The organism is Kribbella sp. (genome assembly GCF_035687465.1).
GTDB lineage: Bacteria > Actinomycetota > Actinomycetes > Propionibacteriales > Kribbellaceae > Kribbella.
Map to the genome: position 1 here is coordinate 1 of NZ_DASRXP010000364.1, position 15,998 is coordinate 15,998.

Annotated in this window: 14 protein-coding genes and 1 pseudogene; 4 read left to right on the forward strand and 11 right to left on the reverse strand. The window is 67.5% G+C overall.

What is annotated here, in order from left to right; all coding sequences use genetic code 11:
* Nucleotides 1-302: 302 nt before the first annotated feature.
* The 3 genes from VFG33_RS18935 to VFG33_RS18945 form a co-directional block, all read right to left on the reverse strand.
* Complete coding sequence (locus VFG33_RS18935; RefSeq protein WP_325054227.1) at nucleotides 303-587, reverse strand: ubiquitin-like small modifier protein 1; 285 nt, start codon at nucleotides 585-587, stop codon at nucleotides 303-305.
* Between the two features lie 82 nt (nucleotides 588-669).
* Nucleotides 670-1,758 (reverse strand): WD40/YVTN/BNR-like repeat-containing protein, encoded by a 1,089-nt coding sequence (locus VFG33_RS18940; RefSeq protein ID WP_325054228.1) that lies wholly within the window; start codon nucleotides 1,756-1,758, stop codon nucleotides 670-672.
* Between the two features lie 15 nt (nucleotides 1,759-1,773).
* A complete protein-coding gene (locus VFG33_RS18945; protein ID WP_325054229.1) occupies nucleotides 1,774-2,706 on the reverse strand; it encodes a 2-hydroxyacid dehydrogenase in 933 nt (310 codons plus the stop codon).
* Nucleotides 2,707-2,850: 144 nt separating this feature from the next.
* On the opposite strand from VFG33_RS18945, the gene VFG33_RS18950 reads away from it, so the two are divergent.
* Together VFG33_RS18950 and VFG33_RS18955 are read left to right on the forward strand one after the other, a co-directional pair.
* The gene (locus VFG33_RS18950; protein WP_325054230.1) at nucleotides 2,851-4,230 is read left to right on the forward strand and encodes an FAD-binding oxidoreductase; all 1,380 of its coding nucleotides are present in this window, start codon (nucleotides 2,851-2,853) and stop codon (nucleotides 4,228-4,230) included.
* A complete protein-coding gene (locus tag VFG33_RS18955) occupies nucleotides 4,227-5,516 on the forward strand; it encodes a class I SAM-dependent methyltransferase (RefSeq protein WP_325054231.1) in 1,290 nt (429 codons plus the stop codon). Before VFG33_RS18950 ends, VFG33_RS18955 begins: the two co-directional genes overlap by 4 nt.
* Before the next feature lie 204 nt (nucleotides 5,517-5,720).
* On the opposite strand, the gene VFG33_RS18960 is transcribed toward VFG33_RS18955, so the two are convergent.
* A protein-coding gene (locus VFG33_RS18960; protein ID WP_325054232.1) for an IS3 family transposase occupies nucleotides 5,721-7,017 on the reverse strand; the annotation gives its coding sequence in 2 pieces (ribosomal slippage) (nucleotides 5,721-6,735 and nucleotides 6,734-7,017; 1,299 coding nt in all).
* Between the two features lie 150 nt (nucleotides 7,018-7,167).
* Between VFG33_RS18960 and VFG33_RS18965 the strand changes: the two genes are divergently transcribed.
* Nucleotides 7,168-8,340, forward strand: coding sequence for a PQQ-dependent sugar dehydrogenase (locus VFG33_RS18965; protein WP_325054233.1), 1,173 nt, complete (start codon nucleotides 7,168-7,170; stop codon nucleotides 8,338-8,340).
* A 41-nt stretch (nucleotides 8,341-8,381) separates the two neighbouring features.
* On the opposite strand, the gene VFG33_RS18970 is transcribed toward VFG33_RS18965, so the two are convergent.
* From VFG33_RS18970 to gatC, 5 genes are all read right to left on the reverse strand, one after another.
* Nucleotides 8,382-9,218 (reverse strand): phage tail protein, encoded by an 837-nt coding sequence (locus VFG33_RS18970; RefSeq protein ID WP_325054234.1) that lies wholly within the window; start codon nucleotides 9,216-9,218, stop codon nucleotides 8,382-8,384.
* Entirely contained in the window at nucleotides 9,218-10,786 is a 1,569-nt protein-coding gene (locus VFG33_RS18975; RefSeq protein ID WP_325054235.1) for an alkaline phosphatase D family protein, read from the reverse strand. The genes VFG33_RS18970 and VFG33_RS18975 overlap by 1 nt, the downstream gene beginning before the upstream one ends.
* A gap of 152 nt (nucleotides 10,787-10,938) precedes the next feature.
* Nucleotides 10,939-12,441 (reverse strand): Asp-tRNA(Asn)/Glu-tRNA(Gln) amidotransferase subunit GatB, encoded by a 1,503-nt coding sequence (gatB, locus tag VFG33_RS18980; RefSeq protein ID WP_325054236.1) that lies wholly within the window; start codon nucleotides 12,439-12,441, stop codon nucleotides 10,939-10,941.
* Nucleotides 12,438-13,943 carry an Asp-tRNA(Asn)/Glu-tRNA(Gln) amidotransferase subunit GatA gene (gene gatA, locus VFG33_RS18985; RefSeq protein ID WP_325054237.1) on the reverse strand — a complete coding sequence of 502 codons (1,506 nt, stop codon included), beginning with the start codon at nucleotides 13,941-13,943 and terminating at the stop codon, nucleotides 12,438-12,440. Before gatA ends, gatB begins: the two co-directional genes overlap by 4 nt.
* Nucleotides 13,943-14,242: an Asp-tRNA(Asn)/Glu-tRNA(Gln) amidotransferase subunit GatC gene (gene gatC, locus VFG33_RS18990; protein WP_325054238.1), complete on the reverse strand. Its 300-nt coding sequence runs from the start codon at nucleotides 14,240-14,242 to the stop codon at nucleotides 13,943-13,945. Before gatC ends, gatA begins: the two co-directional genes overlap by 1 nt.
* A 217-nt stretch (nucleotides 14,243-14,459) precedes the next feature.
* On the opposite strand from gatC, the gene VFG33_RS18995 reads away from it, so the two are divergent.
* The gene (locus VFG33_RS18995; protein WP_325054239.1) at nucleotides 14,460-15,104 is read left to right on the forward strand and encodes an amino acid-binding protein; all 645 of its coding nucleotides are present in this window, start codon (nucleotides 14,460-14,462) and stop codon (nucleotides 15,102-15,104) included.
* 15 nt (nucleotides 15,105-15,119) lie between these two features.
* Here VFG33_RS18995 and VFG33_RS19000 read toward each other — a convergent pair whose 3' ends face one another.
* A complete protein-coding gene (locus VFG33_RS19000; protein WP_325054240.1) occupies nucleotides 15,120-15,344 on the reverse strand; it encodes a hypothetical protein in 225 nt (74 codons plus the stop codon).
* A 27-nt stretch (nucleotides 15,345-15,371) separates the two neighbouring features.
* Nucleotides 15,372-15,998, reverse strand: a pseudogene (locus tag VFG33_RS19005) (hypothetical protein); the annotation flags it as partial.

The window sequence follows — 15,998 nt, forward strand, 5'->3', positions numbered from 1 at the left end:
CGCTGCCCGGAACCGTGTAGTTGTTGACGTAGCTGCCACCGAAGGCCGATCGGAGCGCGAACAGCCCCACGACGATCAGCACCCAGGCGCCGATCACCCACCAGTGATGACGAGCGGCCCCCCGGCCGAGACGATCGAGAAACGCATGCATATGGCGCCCTCCCCGCGGTTACCCGTCGCCGGGCACCCACCCGTCGACAGTAGGACGCCGCCGGACCACCCCACAACCCCGCAACCCCCCTGCGCACCAGGCGAAACCGGCCGGTCGCCTTACGTCGCGACGCCGCCGAGGTGCTGCTCTTTCAGCCGCCGGCGACGCTCGGGAGGATCAGGAGTTCGGCGCCGTCGGACAGCCGGGTCTCGAGGCCATCGAGATCGCGGACGTTGTCGTCGCCCAGGAACACGTTGACATGTCGCCTGAGCACGCCCTGCTCATCGGTCAACCGCCGCCGCAATGCCGGATGCTGCCGCTCCAACTCCGCGAACACAGCGCCGACTGTCGGCTCTCCCGCGGCCGCGACGTCCACCTGCTCGGCACCTCCCGCGAACGGCCGCAACACCGTCGGCAACTTCACCACTACAGCCATCGCTCCACCTCTCCCTCGTGCGAACGCCACCTCTGCCCGGCCGCCGGGCGGATCACCAGCGCGCGGCGGCACGCAGTACGGGTCAGATCACGGCGGCGCGGACGGTCAGGACGTCGGGAAGGTGGCGGGCCACTTCGGTCCAGGTGTCGCCGGCGTCGGCGCTCGCGTAGACGCAGCCGTCACGCGTGCCGAGATAGATGCCGCCCGGTGAACCCTGGTCGGTGCAGAGCGCGTCGCGAAGGACCGGCGCGTACGACGGGACCTGGGGCAGGCCGTTCGTCAAGGGCTCCCACGTGGATCCGGCGTCACGGGAGCGGTAGACCCGGCAGGTCGCGTCGGTGGGGATCCGGTTGCCGTCGGCGATCAGCGGGAAGACGTAGACGGTCTCCGGCTCGTGCGGGTGCACCACGATCGGGAACCCGAAGTCCGAGGGCAGCCCGTCCGCGATCGACTTCCAGATCGTGCCGCTGTCGTCGGACCGGTAGACCCCGTGGTGGTTCTGCGCGAACATCCGCTCCGGAACGTCAGGGTGCGAGGCGAGCTTGTGCACGCACTGGCCGAACTCGGGGTACGGGTCGGGGAAGAAGGACGCCTTGATTCCTTGGTTCGCCGGCTCCCAGGTCTCACCGCCGTCGTCGGTCCGGTAGACCCCGCCGGTCGACATGGCGACGCTGACCTTGCCCGGATCGGTGGGGTGCGGGAGCACGGTGTGGATCGCCTGGCCGCCGAACCCGGCGCCCCAATCCTTGCGATGCGGGTGATCCCACAGGCCGCGGACCAGGTCGAAGGTGACTCCCCCGTCGGTCGACTTCCACAACGAGGACGGCTGCGCACCGGCGTACACGATTCCGGGCTGCTCAGCAGGCGCCGGCTGGATCTGCCAGACCCGCTCGAGCGACGCCTCGGCATCCTTGGGAAAGCCGATCGAGCCCTCCGGCGGCTCGTCCCAGGTGCGGCCGAGGTCGTCGGAATGGAAGACTGCAGGCCCCCAGTGCTCGCTGGTCCCGCCCGCGAACAGCCTCGGTCGCTCGCCCCGGGTGTCGACGCCGACCGAGTAGACGCCCTGCATCTCGAACTGCGGCCCCTCGAGCGTCCACTTCCGGCGCTCGGCGTCGCTCCGTCCGATCCAGAGCCCCTTCTTGGTCCCGATCAGCAGTACGGCCTCGGACATCGTCGTCCCTTCTAGTTAGCGCGGCGGTCCCGCCACCACGTTGATCAACGGCTCACCGGTCGTGTAGCGCTCCAATTGCGCCCGGACCAGACGTGCGACGCGCGGCGAGAACGCTGTCGACGCTCCGCCGCGATGCGGATTGATCAGCACGTTCGGAGCAGACCACAGCGGATGACCGGCGGGCAACGGCTCAGGGTCGGTCACGTCCACCGCGGCCCTGATCCGGCCCGCATTGAGCTCGGTGAGCAACGCGTCCGTGTCCACGATGACACCGCGCGCGACGTTGATCAGTAGCGCGCCGTCCTTGAGTTGCCCGAGGAACTTCGCGTCGACCATGCCGCGGGTCTCCTCCGTGGCCGGTGTCAGCAACACCACGACATCGGCCTTCGGCAGCAGGTCGGGCAGCTCCGAGATCGGGGAAACCCCTTCTCTGGCCCGCCGCGCCACCCGGATCACGTCGCACTCGAACCCGCTGAGCCGCCGCTCCAGCGCCTCGCCGATCGAGCCGTACCCGAGGATCAGTACGGTCCGGTCGGCGAGCGAGTCGTCGACCTCCGCGTACGACGTCGGCCACACCTCGCGCTCCTGGTTCTTCACCGCGCGCGGCAACTGCCGGTACGACGCCAGGATCAGCCCGACCGCGAGCTCGGCGGTGGACGCATCGTGGACGCCGCGGGCATTGCACAAGGTGACCCCCTCGCGCAGGTACGGCAGGACGTTCTCGTACCCGGCGGTCTGCGTCTGGACCACCTTGAGGGCCGGCATCTCCGAGATCACCTCGACGATCCCGGTGCCACCCATGTAGCTGGGCACGTAGAACTCCACCGACTCCAGCGAACCCGGCCGGTCACCGCCCGCGAAGTACTCCGCGTCGATGCCCTGGGGCAACCCGCCGAGGAAGTCGTCGGGGTCCTCCCACGGCAGCCAGGTCTTCACCGCATCAGCCATGGAACGAACCTACTCGCCCGCCCGGACAATTCTTCGCGGGCTACTCGCCGGCACCGGACCACTGGATCAGGTGGTCTTCAAGGTCACTCGAACCCTGGACGGTAATACCGTGCCGGACCCGGAATCCCGTCGTACTCTGGATTGGTGCCTTCGACATCGGGTCTTGCCTCGACACTGGATCACGATCAGGCGGTGGGGCGACTGCGCGAGTCCTACCAGCGGATTCCGGCCGGTCAGCCGGTCCGGCTGGCGAAGCGCAGCTCCAACCTGTTCCGTCCCCGGACGGCGGTTGAGACACCTGGGCTCGATGTGTCCGGCCTCACAGGGGTGATCAGCATCGACCCCGTCGCCCGGACCGCCGACGTCCAGGGCATGTGCACCTACGAGGATCTGGTCGCCGCGACGCTGCCGCACGGGCTGGTCCCGATGGTGGTGCCGCAACTGAAGACGATCACCCTCGGCGGCGCGGTGACCGGGCTCGGCATCGAGTCGTCGTCGTTCCGCGCCGGGCTGCCGCACGAGTCCGTGCTGGAGCTCGACATCCTCACCGGTTCGGGCGAACTGGTGACGGCGCGACCGACCGGTGAACACGCCGACTTGTTCAGGACTTTCCCCAACTCCTACGGCTCTCTCGGCTATGCGACCCGCTTGCGGATCGAGCTCGACCGGATCTCACCGTACGTCGCGCTCCGGCACGTGCGGCTCGGTCTGGACGAGCTGGCTCCGGCGATCGCGTCGATCGTTGCCGACAGCACCTACGAGGGTGAGCCGGTGCACTTCGTCGACGGGGTCGCCTTCAGTCCGTCCGAGGCCTACCTCACGCTTGGCCGCAACAGCGACGCCACTGTGGAGACCAGCGACTACACGGGCCAGCAGATCTTCTACCGGTCGATCCAGCAACGATCCAACGACTTCCTCACCGCGCATGACTACCTCTGGCGCTGGGACACCGACTGGTTCTGGTGCTCGGCCGCCTTCGGCGCACAGAACCCCTGGGTACGGCGGGTCTGGCCGCGGCGGCTCCGGCGCAGTGACGTCTATCACAAGATCATCGGGTTCGAGAACCGTCATCAAGTTGCCGCCCGCATCAATCGCCGCAAGGGCAACCCCGACCGCGAACGCGTCGTCCAGGACGTGGAGATCCCGGCCTCGGAGTTGGCAGGCTTCCTGCGCTGGTTCGACGCCGAGGTGGGGATGCGACCGGTCTGGCTCTGCCCGCTGAGGTTGCGCGGGGCAACCGAATGGCCGTTGTACCCGCTGAAGCCGGGCGAGACCTACGTCAACGTCGGCTTCTGGGGCACCGTCGCGATCGCGCCCGGCGCCGAGGACGGTGACGTGAACCGCAAGATCGAGGCGGCCGTCGGCGACTTCAACGGCCACAAATCGCTGTACTCCGATGCTTATTACGACCGAGACACCTTCGACCAGCTGTACAACGTCCCGGCCCTGACAGAGGTGAAAGCCCGTTACGACCCCGACGCCCGCTTGACCGGGCTCTACGAAAAGGCGGTGACGCGCCGATGACCGCAACGATCTCGACGCAGGTATCGATCGCAGCAGCGCTCACGACAGTGGCTCCCGAGGGACTTCCTTTCCGGTTCACCGCGTACGACGGCAGTGCGACCGGGCCCGAGGACTCCCCCATTCACATGCACCTGGCCACCGAGCGCGGCCTGTCGTACGTCCTGACCGCACCTGGCGACCTCGGCATGGTCCGTGCCTACGTCCAGGGCGATCTCGAGATCGAGGGCACCCACCCGGGCAACCCGTACGACCTGATGAAGATGATGCTCAACCAGCTCCACTTCGAGCGCCCCACGCCCGCGGAGGCGCTGCGGATAGTCCGCGGTCTGGGCTGGAGCCACCTGAAGCCGCCGCCCCCTCCGCCGCAGGAGCACCTGCCGAAGTGGCGTCGTACCTTCGAAGGTCTGCGGCACTCGCGGACGCGGGACAAGGCTGCGATCCACCACCACTACGACGTGTCGAACACGTTCTACGAGTACATCCTCGGGCCGTCGATGACGTACACGTGCGCGGTCTTTCCCACGGTTGACGCTTCGCTGGAGCAAGCGCAGTACGAGAAGTACGACCTCGTCGCACGCAAGCTTGACCTCAAGGCCGGCCAGCGACTGCTCGACGTCGGCTGCGGCTGGGGCGGCATGGTCCGCCACGCGGCCCGCGAGTACGGCGTGAAGTCGCTCGGCGTCACGCTCTCCGCGGCGCAGGCCGAGTGGGCGACGGAAGCGATCAAGCGCGAGGGACTCGAGGATCTCGCGGAGGTCCGGTTCTCCGACTACCGCGACGTCTCCGAGCGCGACTTCGACGCAATCAGCTCGATCGGCCTGACGGAACACATCGGCGTCCGCAACTACCCGTCGTACTTCGGCTTCCTCCTCGACCGCCTCAAGCCCGGCGGCCGCCTGCTGAACCACACGATCACCCGGCCCGACAACCGCTTCCGCTCAACCGGGGCCTTCATCGACCGCTACATCTTCCCCGACGGCGAACTGATCGGCTCCGGCCGCATCATCGCCGACGCCCAGGACGCAGGCTTCGAAGTACGCCACGAAGAAAACCTCCGCGAGCACTACGCCCTGACCCTCAAGGGCTGGTCCGAAAACCTCGTCACCCACTGGGACGAAGCAGTAGCCGAGGTCGGCTACCCCACCGCCAAGGTCTGGGGCTTGTACTTGGCCGCCTGCCGCGTGGGCTTCGAACGCAACAACACCCAACTCCACCAAGTCCTCGCCGTAAAACTGGACGAAAACGCCAACGCCCACTTCCCCCTCCGCCCAACTTGGGGCAGCTGAGCGGCATCCTTCAGTCCGTGGGGTTCGCTCGGGTAACGCCCTCGCGAACCCCACGACTTCACCTCGTCACACCGGCCATCGAAGCATCTCGGCCTCCAGGACATCTCCACGGACAACCACGCCATAGTTCGTGACGACGATGACCCGGTACCTTGCCGCAACACAATGCGCAACTGAATCGCCCCGGGTTTCGTGGAGGCTCGGTTAGTTGGATCCGGTCTCGGTGAGGACCGGGATTTCAGGGTAGTGCTGTGGTTCGATGTTGGCCCAGTGGTTGGCCTCGAGTTCGGCGGGCGGGATGAGTCCGATCTCGCCGTGGAACCTGCGATGGTTGAACCAGTCGATGTATTCAGCAACGGCGATCTCGACGTCCCCGACCGACCTCCAGCCTTCTTTGGGTCGCATGACGGGGTTGCGGATGCACTCGGCCTTGAACAGTGAGTTGAACGCCTCGGCCATGGCATTGTCGTACGAATCGCCCCTACTGCCAACGGATGCGACGGCCTCGGCCTCGGCGAGCCATTCGGTGTAGCGGATGGCTCGATACTGCACTCCGCGATCGCTGTGATGTGTGAGGCCGGCGACGTCCTGGCCGGCCCGCTGCCGCAACCACAGCCCCATTTCGAGGGCATCGAGGGCCAGGTCGGTGCGCAACCTGGTTGACACCTGCCAGCCCACGACCATGCGGGAGAACACGTCGAGGACGAACGCGGCGTAGACCCATCCCGAGTGCGTGCGGACATAGGTCAGATCCGCCACCCACAGCTGGTTGGGAGCCTGCGCGGCGAACTGACGTTTGACCAGGTCGGCCGGCGCTGGAGTCTCGGCACCGTCGCCGGTCGTGGTCTTGCGGGTCTTGTCCCGGCTGATCCCGCGTAACGCTGCGGCCTTCATCAGCCGTTCGACCGTGCACCGAGCCACCTTCGTACCCATGCGGTTGACCTCGGCGTGAACCTTGCGGGCGCCGTAGACGCCGAGGTTGTCCTTGTGGACCTGGCAGATCACAGGCACCAGCTCGAGATCGCGCACGGCGCGCGCCGACAGTGGCCGGGCCTTCGCGGCGTAGTAAGTACTCGGGGCGATCTTGGTCCCAGCAGACTCCAGGACTTCACAGATCGGCTCGACCCCGAACCGGTCGCGGTGCTGATCGATGTAGTCGACCAGCACCGCTGTCGGCACCGCTACTTGATCTTGCGGTCGAGCTCCGCGGCCGCGAAAACGCTGACGCCGTCCGCAAGATCTCGTTGGCACGCCTCAACTCGCGATTCTCCCGCTCGAGATCCGCGATCCGCTTCGAGTCGTCACTGGTCGTGCCGGGCCGGACTCCGCCATCGACTTCAGCCTGCCGGACCCACCCACGCAACGTCTCACGGTGAACACCCAACTGCTCCGCGATCCGACCAACAGCTCCCGACCGTGCCGCCGGATCCTCGCGCGCCTCCACCGCCAACCGGGTCGCCCGCTCACGCAACTCGTCGCCATACTTCCTCGGTGCTGCCATAACTCTCATCCTCCATGGAATGAGAGCCTCCATCAGACCCGGGACGATTCATCCAGGCGTTCTGGTGCAGCGCAAACGGTGATAGCTGCAACCTTGGGGTGGGGTGGGTCGTTAGGTTGGGTGCGAGGTTGTCTATTGAGGGAGATGACGGTGCTGGAGGCAAGGGGCGGCCGGGTGGATGGGTGGCGGGGGCGGGCTGCGGCTGTGGTGGTTGCTACGGCTGCGTTGGCGGCTGGGTGTTCTGACGGGGGTGCGGATGCGGCGCCGTCCGTGTCTACGCCGAGCGCCACTGCGAGTACTACGCCGCCGCGGACCAGTACTACGCCATCGGCATCCGGTACTGCGCAGGCTGGGCCGGTGCAGCTCCAGGTGGCAGGGACTGTGGCTACTGGGATCGAGGTGCCGTGGGGGCTGGCGTTTTTGCCGGACAAGAGTGCGTTGGTGGCTGAGCGGGATTCGGGGAAGGTCAAGCGGATCTCGGGGGGCCAGGTCACCGAGGTGGGGACTGTGCCGGGGGTGGATTCGTCCTCCGAAGGTGGGTTGCTCGGGCTTGCGGTTGATCCGAAGTACCCGACGAGGCCTTATGTCTATGCGTATTACTCGACCGGTGAGGACAACCGGATCGCCAGATTGACGTATCGGAACAACCGGATCGACGATCCGCAGGTGATTCTCGACGGGATTCCGATGGCGTCGATTCACAACGGGGGCAGGTTGCGGTTCGGGCCGGATGGGTTCCTGTACGTCGGGACCGGTGATGGGAGTGAGGGGCAGAACTCGCAGGACGACGGGTCCCTTGGCGGCAAGATTCTTCGCATCACCACGGATGGTCAGCCGGCGCCGGGAAATCCCGGGAACCGGCTTTGGTACTCCAAGGGGCATCGCAACGTGCAGGGGCTCGCGTTCGACGGGAACCAGTTGTACGCCGCCGAGTTCGGGCAGAACACGTGGGATGAGTTGAACGCGATCACGGCCGGGGCGAACTACGGCTGGCCGGCGGCCGAGGGGAACTCCGGGCTCGAAGGGATGGTGGATCCGATCGCCCAATGGGGTACGGATGATGCGTCGCCGTCCGGTGCAGCGTTTGCCCAGGGCCACATCTTCATGGCGGGGCTGAGAGGTGAGCGGCTGTGGGCGATCCCGGTCGCGGGCGGGAAGCGAGTGGGCGAGCCGGTGGCGTTCTTCAACGGGCAGTTCGGCCGGCTCCGCACAGTTGAGGCGGCGCCCGACGGCTCACTCTGGCTGACGACGTCCAACACCGACGGCCGCGGCGACGTCAAGGACGGTGACGACCGAATCCTCCGCATCACCATCAGCCGCTAACAACGCTGGGCCAGTGGAAGACTCCGGGCCAGTACTAGAGGTCAGTGGCGGGCGTAGAGGCCGATGGCGTCGTAGGCGATCCACGAGCCCTGGTCCTTGAAGAGCTCCAGCACGTTCTCCCCGGCCTGGAACAACCCGCGCGGCAACGGCTTCTCGACGTACGACGGTTTGAGGGGTGAACCGGGGATGGTGCTGTCGCCGATGGTGGAGCCCTTGGTTGCGCCGGTGGCGAAGGCCAGCCGTTCGACGGTGGTTCCGTTGACCGACAGCACGGCCGTCCCTGGGATGGAGGCGTGGCTGTCGATCAGCCAGAGCGCGAGGTCGACGTCGGCCGCCGGCGCGGCCGCCAGGTCGAACCGCAACCGGAAGAGGTGGTTGCGGCGCCCGGCCCAAGCGTCGGAAGGTCCTGGCTGCAGGTAGCTCCAGCCAGTGCCCGGCGAGTCCGTGCCGGCGCGGAAATCGACGCCGTTCGGGAAGGTGGCCGGGTAGCGCGCGTAGCCCCCCGGCGACAGGGCCAGCTCCAGGCCCTTGCCGTCGAAGGAGCCGACGACCGCGAGTGGTTCGCCCGAGACCGTCACGGAGACCTTGCTCGCCACTCGGACCGACGACGATGGCCGGGAGGCCGTGCCAGACGCATCCACGGTGACGATCCGGTAGGACCACTCCTCGCCGGCGAGTTTCAGTCCGCGGTGCTCGTAGTGCGGGTAGACCGTCTTCGCCAGCAACCGCCAGCCGGCACCGGCCGGAGCGGCGTACACGGCGTAGTGGTCCACGACGGTCGACCACGGGACGGGGCGCCAGTCGAGCACGATGGTGGCCAGGCGGCCGGCGCCGCGGAGTCCGGTGACCGCTCGGGGCGGCAGCAACTGCGTAGTCATCAGACCTGCCTCTCCAGGCCGGGGGTTCCGGCGGGGGTGACGAACCGGGCGACAGTCTGCGCCGGGGCCTCGGCATCGGCCTCGACCCAGGGCACGACGGTGAACTCGGAGACCAGCTCGTCCGGGGTCATCCGGCCGTGGACATACCCGCGGCGGCCGTCGTAGAGCTTCACGTACGGGTGCCGGAGCCAGTCCTTGGTGTAGGCGTCGGTCACGGCCCCGTCGCCGTCGGAGGCGATCGAGCTGCAGATCAGCTCGACGCCGACGCTGGCCGAAGCCGGGTCCGCGAAATCGGCCTTCAGTTCGGCCGCGACGTGCTTGTGGATATCCCCGGTGAGGACGACGGGATTGCTCGTATCTTTCATGGCAGAGAGCAATCTGCGCCGGTTGGCCGGATAGCCGTCCCACTGATCGGTCCGGTCGTCGCTGATCGCTGTGACGACGACTCCGTTCGCAATGACGTTCCAGGTCGCCCGCGAGCGGGCCATGCCGTCGTACAGCCACTGCTCTTGCTGTGCCCCCAGGAGGGTACGACGCTCCGCCTGCCGGTCTGCCTCGTCGGTCGGCAGGGAGTCGCGGTACTGCCTGGTGTCCAAGATGTTCAGCCGTGCGAGCGTGCCGACGTCGAACCGCCGGAAGACCCGGCTGTCCGGCCCGGCGGGAAGGGACGTGGTCGACAGCGGAAGGTTCTCGTAGAAGGCGCGGTAGCCGACAGCCCGCCGGTGCAGGAAGTGCTCCGGGCTGATGCCGTACCGGGACTCGTCGGCGCCGTAATTGTTCTGCACCTCGTGGTCGTCCCAGGTGAGCAACCAGGGTGCGGCCGCATGGGCCGCCTGCAGGTAGGGGTCGGTCTTGAACAGGCTGTAGCGCAACCGGTACTGCTCGAGCGTCTCGATCTCCACACCATGCTCCGGGCCCACCGACGCGCCCGCGCGCCAGAGGTTGCCACCGGCAACGATGCCGTACTCGTAGATGTAGTCGCCGAGGAAGAAGACCGCGTCCAGGTCCTGCGCGGCCAAGTGGCGGTAGGCGCTGAAGTGGCCGTGATACCAGGCCTGACAGGAGGCAGCTGCGAAGCTGAACGACGACGCCGGGCGTCCCGTCGCGGGCAGGGTCTTGGTCCGGCCGACCGGGCTGATCTCGCTACCGGCCCGGAACCGGTAGAAGTACTCGCGGCCCGGGCGCAGCCCGCGGACCTCGGGATGGACGGCGTGTGCCAGCTCGGGTGAGGCGATCGCCAGCCCACGCCGGACGATCCGCCGGAACGACGGGTCCTCGGCCACCTCGTAGCTCACCGGCACCGGTCGGCGGGGCATACCGCCGTGCCCGTCGGCGGCGAGCGGTTCGGGGGCCAGCCGGGTCCAGAGCACGGCGCCGTCCGGACGCGGATCACCGGAGGCGACGCCGAGCGCGAAAGCTCCGGACGGTACCGGCCGGTCCGGAGTCGCGTCGGCGTGGGCGGGAGCGGCGACCCCGAGCGCGACGGTTGCCGCGCCGAGGCCGCTCAACTGCAGGAAGCTCCGCCGGTCGAGTCCCTGACCCGGCTCTGGCGATGGGCGGTGCGCCATAATGCTCCGTTCGTGGGCGACACCGACACATTCTTGCGTCTACATGTGCGTCGGGTGACTCCGAGACGGCGCGCTGGGCAGAAAGTGGTGACCGGCAGGTGACATCCGCCCTAGTGTCCTGAGTCGGAAGCACGAGCTTCCGACTCAGAACACTAGATGCCGAGCTTGGTGTTGACGAGTTCGCGGACCTTGGCGGCGTCGGCTTGGCCGCGCATGTCCTTCATGACGGCGCCGATGAGGGCGCCGGCCGCGGCTGGTTTGCCGGATTGGACCTTTTCGACGACGTCCGGGTTGGCGGCGATCGCGCGATCGACGGCTTCGCTCAGGGCCGAGTCGTCCGAGACCAGTGCGAGTCCGCGGGACTCGATGATCGCGGCAACGGTTCCCTCGCCCTTGACCAGGCCGTCGAAGACCTGACGCGCCAGCTTGTCGTTCAGAGCATTGGAGTCAACTAGCTTCTGCACCTCGAAAACCTCAGCTGGGCCAACGCCAAGATCGCCAAGCTCCTTGCCGCTCTCATTGGCGGCCCGGGCCAGCTCACCCAGCCACCACTTCTTCGCGGCCGCAGCGCCCACACCGAGGTCCACAGTCCGCAGGATCAGCTCGAGCGCGCCACCGTTGATGACATCGCGCATCTCCAGGTCGGTGAAACCCCACTCGGTCTGCAGCCGAGCCCGGCGTACCGGAGGTGCCTCGGGCAACGTCGCGCGGATCTCCTCGACCCACTCGCGCGACGGCGCCACCGGAACCAGGTCCGGCTCCGGGAAGTACCGGTAGTCGTCCGCGTCGGACTTCTCCCGGCCGGAGGTGGTGATGCCGGTGTCCTCGTGCCAGTGCCGGGTCTCCTGGAGAATCTTGCCGCCGGCAACCAGTACTGCGGCCTGCCGCGTGATCTCATACGTAATCGCGCGCTCCACAGACCGGAACGAGTTCACGTTCTTCGTCTCGGTCCGCGTCCCCAAGACAGAGGAACCGCGGGGCTTCAACGACAAGTTGGCGTCACACCGCAGCGACCCCTGGTCCATCCGTACGTCCGAAACGTCCAGCGCGAGCAGGAGATCCCGCAGCATGCTCACGTACGCCCGAGCCACAGCGGCCGCCTTCGCCGGCGGAACCTCGATCGTCTTCGTGACGATCTCGATCAGCGGGATACCCGCCCGGTTGTAGTCCACCAGCGAGTGCGATGCCCCGTGGATGCGACCGGTCGCTCCACCGACGTGGGTGGACTTGCCGGTGTCCTCCTCCATGTGGGCGCGCTCGATCTCGATCCGGTACGTCTCTCCGTCGACCACGACCTCGGTCCACCCGTTGAAGGCGATCGGCTCGTCGTACTGCGAGGTCTGGAAGTTCTTCGGCATGTCCGGGTAGAAGTAGTTCTTCCGGGCGAACCGGCACCACTCGGCGATCTCGCAGTTCAGCGCGAGGCCGATCTTGATCGCGGACTCGACCGCCCGCACGTTCACCACCGGCAGCGCGCCCGGCAGACCCAGGCAGACCGGGCAGGTCTGCGTGTTCGGCGGCGCCCCGAACTCGGTCGGGCAACCGCAGAACATCTTCGACTTCGTGTTCAGCTCGACATGGACCTCGAGCCCCATCACCGGGTCGAACTGCTCCAGCGCGGCGTCGAGATCCAGTACATCAGCGACGACAGTCATCGGGTGACCTCCAGCTCCGGAACCTTCGACATCAGTACGCCGCCCCACTGCTCGGTCAGCGCGGTCTCCAACGCGGAGCCGACCTGGTAGAGCAATTCGTCGCGCATCACCGGCGCCATCACGTGGAAACCGACGGGCAGCCCGTCCTCGTCGGCCAGTCCGCACGGGAACGACGCCGCCGCGTTGCCGGCCAGGTTCGACGGGATCGTGCAGAGGTCGTTCTTGTACATCGCGATCGGGTCGTCGATCCGGTCGCCGATCGCGAACGCGGTGGTCGGCGTCGCGGGCGAGACCAGTACGTCGACCTGCTCGTACGCGCGAGCGAAGTCCCTGGCGATCAGCGTGCGCACCTTCTGCGCCTGGCCGTAGTACGCGTCGTAGTACCCACTCGACAGCGCGTGCGTGCCGAGCATGATCCGGCGCTTGACCTCGTCGCCGAAGCCGGCCTCGCGGGTCAGGCTCATCACCTTCTCCGCGTCGTTGTTGCCGTCGTCACCGACCCGCAGGCCGAACCGCATCGCGTCGAACTTGGCCAGGTTGGACGAGGCCTCGCTCGGCAGGATCAGGTAGTACGCCGGCAGCGCGTACTGGAAGTGCGGACAGGAAACCTCGACCACCTCGGCACCGAGCTTGGTGAGCAGCTCGACCGCCTCGCGGAACCGGGCCTCGACGCCGGGCTGGTACCCCTCGCCACCGAGTTCCCTGACCACGCCGATCCGCAGCCCGCTCACGTCACCGCGACGAGCCGCCTCGACCACCGGCGGAACCGCCTGATCGATCGAGGTGGAATCCATCGGGTCGTAACCGGCGATCACCTCGTGCAGCAGGGCCGCGTCGAGGGTCGTCCGGGCGCAAGGCCCCGGGGTGTCCAGGCTGGAGGCCAAGGCGATCAACCCGTACCGCGACGTCCCGCCGTACGTGGGCTTGACCCCAACCGTGCCGGTGAAAGCTGCAGGCTGGCGGATCGAGCCGCCGGTGTCGGTACCGATTGCGAGCGGTGCCTCGTACGCCGAGATCGCGGCCGACGAACCGCCACCGGAACCCCCCGGGATCCGGCCGAGGTCCCACGGGTTGTGCGTCGTCCCGTACGCCGAGTTCTCCGTCGACGAGCCCATCGCGAACTCGTCCATGTTGGTCTTGCCGAGGATCACGATGCCGGCTGCCTTCAGCCGCTTCACGACCGTCGAGTCGTACGGCGGCTTCCAGCCCTCGAGGATCTTCGAGCCGGCCGTGGTCGGCACGCCGTCCTGGGTCAGCACATCCTTCAACGCCAGCGGCACTCCGGCCAGCGGGCCGAGCCTCTCCCCCGCCGCACGTCGTGTGTCGACGTCAGCGGCCTGGGCCAGCGCGCCCTCGGCGTCCACGTGCAGGAACGCGTGCACGGACGTGTCGACGGCGGCGATCCGATCCAGGTGGGCCTGAGTGATCTCCACCGAACTGGCCTCACCACCAGCCATCAGCTCGCTCAGCTCGACCGCAGTCTTGCGAGTCAGATCGCTCATCACGCCTCCTCGGTGAGAATCCGCGGCACCCGGAAACGCTGCTCCTCGGCGGCCGGCGCGCCGGACAGGGCCTGCTCCGGCGTCAGGCACGGCACGTTCACGTCCTGGCGCATCACGTTGGTGATGGGCAGGGCGTGCGAGGTCGGCGGGATGTCTTCCGCGGCCACTTCGCTGACCTGCGCGACCAGGCCGATGATCTGGTCGAGCTGCGGTGCGAGGTGGTCGAGCTCTTCGTCGCTGAGCTCGATCCGCGCCAGTCGCGCCAGATGCGCGACCTCTTCGCGGGTAATCGATGGCATGAAAAGATCCAATGGTTTCGCAGGATGGCCGGCAACCGGATTTCCGGACCGACCCGGGCCATCTTAGTGGGCGGGCCGCGCCCGCCCGCGCCCCGATCTCCGGCAAGTTAGTTGTTCACCAGATGAGCTACCCCGGTGTGTCACTTTGTTCCGCTCTGTAACATGGGCCGCGACAGGGCGTAACTTGCGTGGTTTTCGGCTGGGAGATGATCGTTCGGTGTTCCTGCTGCGATTGATCCTCCCGGACCGCCCCGGCTCGCTCGGCACCGTGGCGACCGCACTCGGCGAGGTGAGTGCCGACATCCACGCGATCGAGATCGTCGAGCACCGGCGGGAGAACGGCACGGCGGTCGATGACGTCGTGGTCGACCTCCCCCCGGGTGTCCTGCCGGACCGGCTGGTCTCGGCCTGCAACGGCGTCGAGGGCGTCGAGGTGATCTGGTTCTCCCGGTACGGCGCGGGCGGCGGACTGCACATGGACCTCGAAGCCGTCGAGCAGATGACGTCGGCCCCGGCCGAGGCGATCGACATCCTGGTCGAGCAGGCGCCCTCGGTGCTGCACGCCGACTGGGCCGCGTTGCTGGACGGCACCGGCAGTGAGATCAAGGTCGCGATGGAGACCAGCGCGACGCCGGAGTTCGGCAAGCTGGTCGACCAGTGGTTGCCGCTGGAGAAGGCGACCACGCTGGTCGCTCCGGACCACAAGGGCCTGGCCGAGTCCGTGCTGGTCGCGGCGCCGCTGGAGTCCGACCGCCGGGTTCTGGTGATCGGCCGCCGTGGAGGTCCCGAGTTCCTCGGCTCCGAGGTCGCCCGGCTGAGCTACCTGGCCAACCTCGCCGTCACCATCCGCGCAACCGCCTGACAAGCCCCTTCTCTGTCAGTTGAGCTGGAAGTAGGCCAACGCCCACAGGCCGGCGATCACCAGCAGGACCACGACGCCGACGAGTGCGACGATCACGACGGCCTGGGTGTTCTTCCCGTCACGCTCCGGCAGATCGAACTGGGTCGGCCCCCACGGACCGCCCCCGTCCACCCGCCGGGAGGCCTCGGGCGGCGGCTTCGCCACCTCCCGGGACTCTCGTTTCTCCCAGTCGAACTTCATCGCACCTCGGGCTCCGTCGGCAGCTGATCACACGTAGAACGACTCGTAGCTGATCGAGATGGTCTGCGAGGTGAAGCTGCTGCTGTCGCTCGCAGTCGCCTCGACCCGCCATCCCGCTACATAAGCAGCGTACGACTTGCCGTCACTGTGCGACTTGACCCACTCCTTCAGGGCCGCCACCTCCGGCCCCTTCAGTACTGCGAACGCGTCCGCCGTGGCAGCCGGGATCGCGGCCTTCACGTCGGCCGACTCGCCCGTTGCCCGGATCTCCAGCGACCGGATCCCGGAGTTCGCGCTGCCGAATCCGAAGATGGTCTGCGAGCCGTACTCGCCGACCTTCTTACGGCAGGACGTCGAGCAGGTGTACTTCTTCGGCTTGAGCGCCGCGTTCAGCTGCGCCTCGGTGGTCTGGAACTGCTTGCGCGGCAGCTCGTACGAGTCGGAGCCCGACTTGCCACCGGACAACTGCAGGGTGTCGCCGTTGTTGCGCACCTCGAACTCGCCCCAGGTACTGCCGACCTTGCCGGACTTCTGCCCGCCCTTGACGAACTGCTGAACCTTGGCGACCTCACTGCCACCGAACGCGTCGTTGCCGATGGCCTGCACCGCGGCGTCGAAGGTGACGGCCGCGTTGTTCACGTTGTCCGAGTTCTC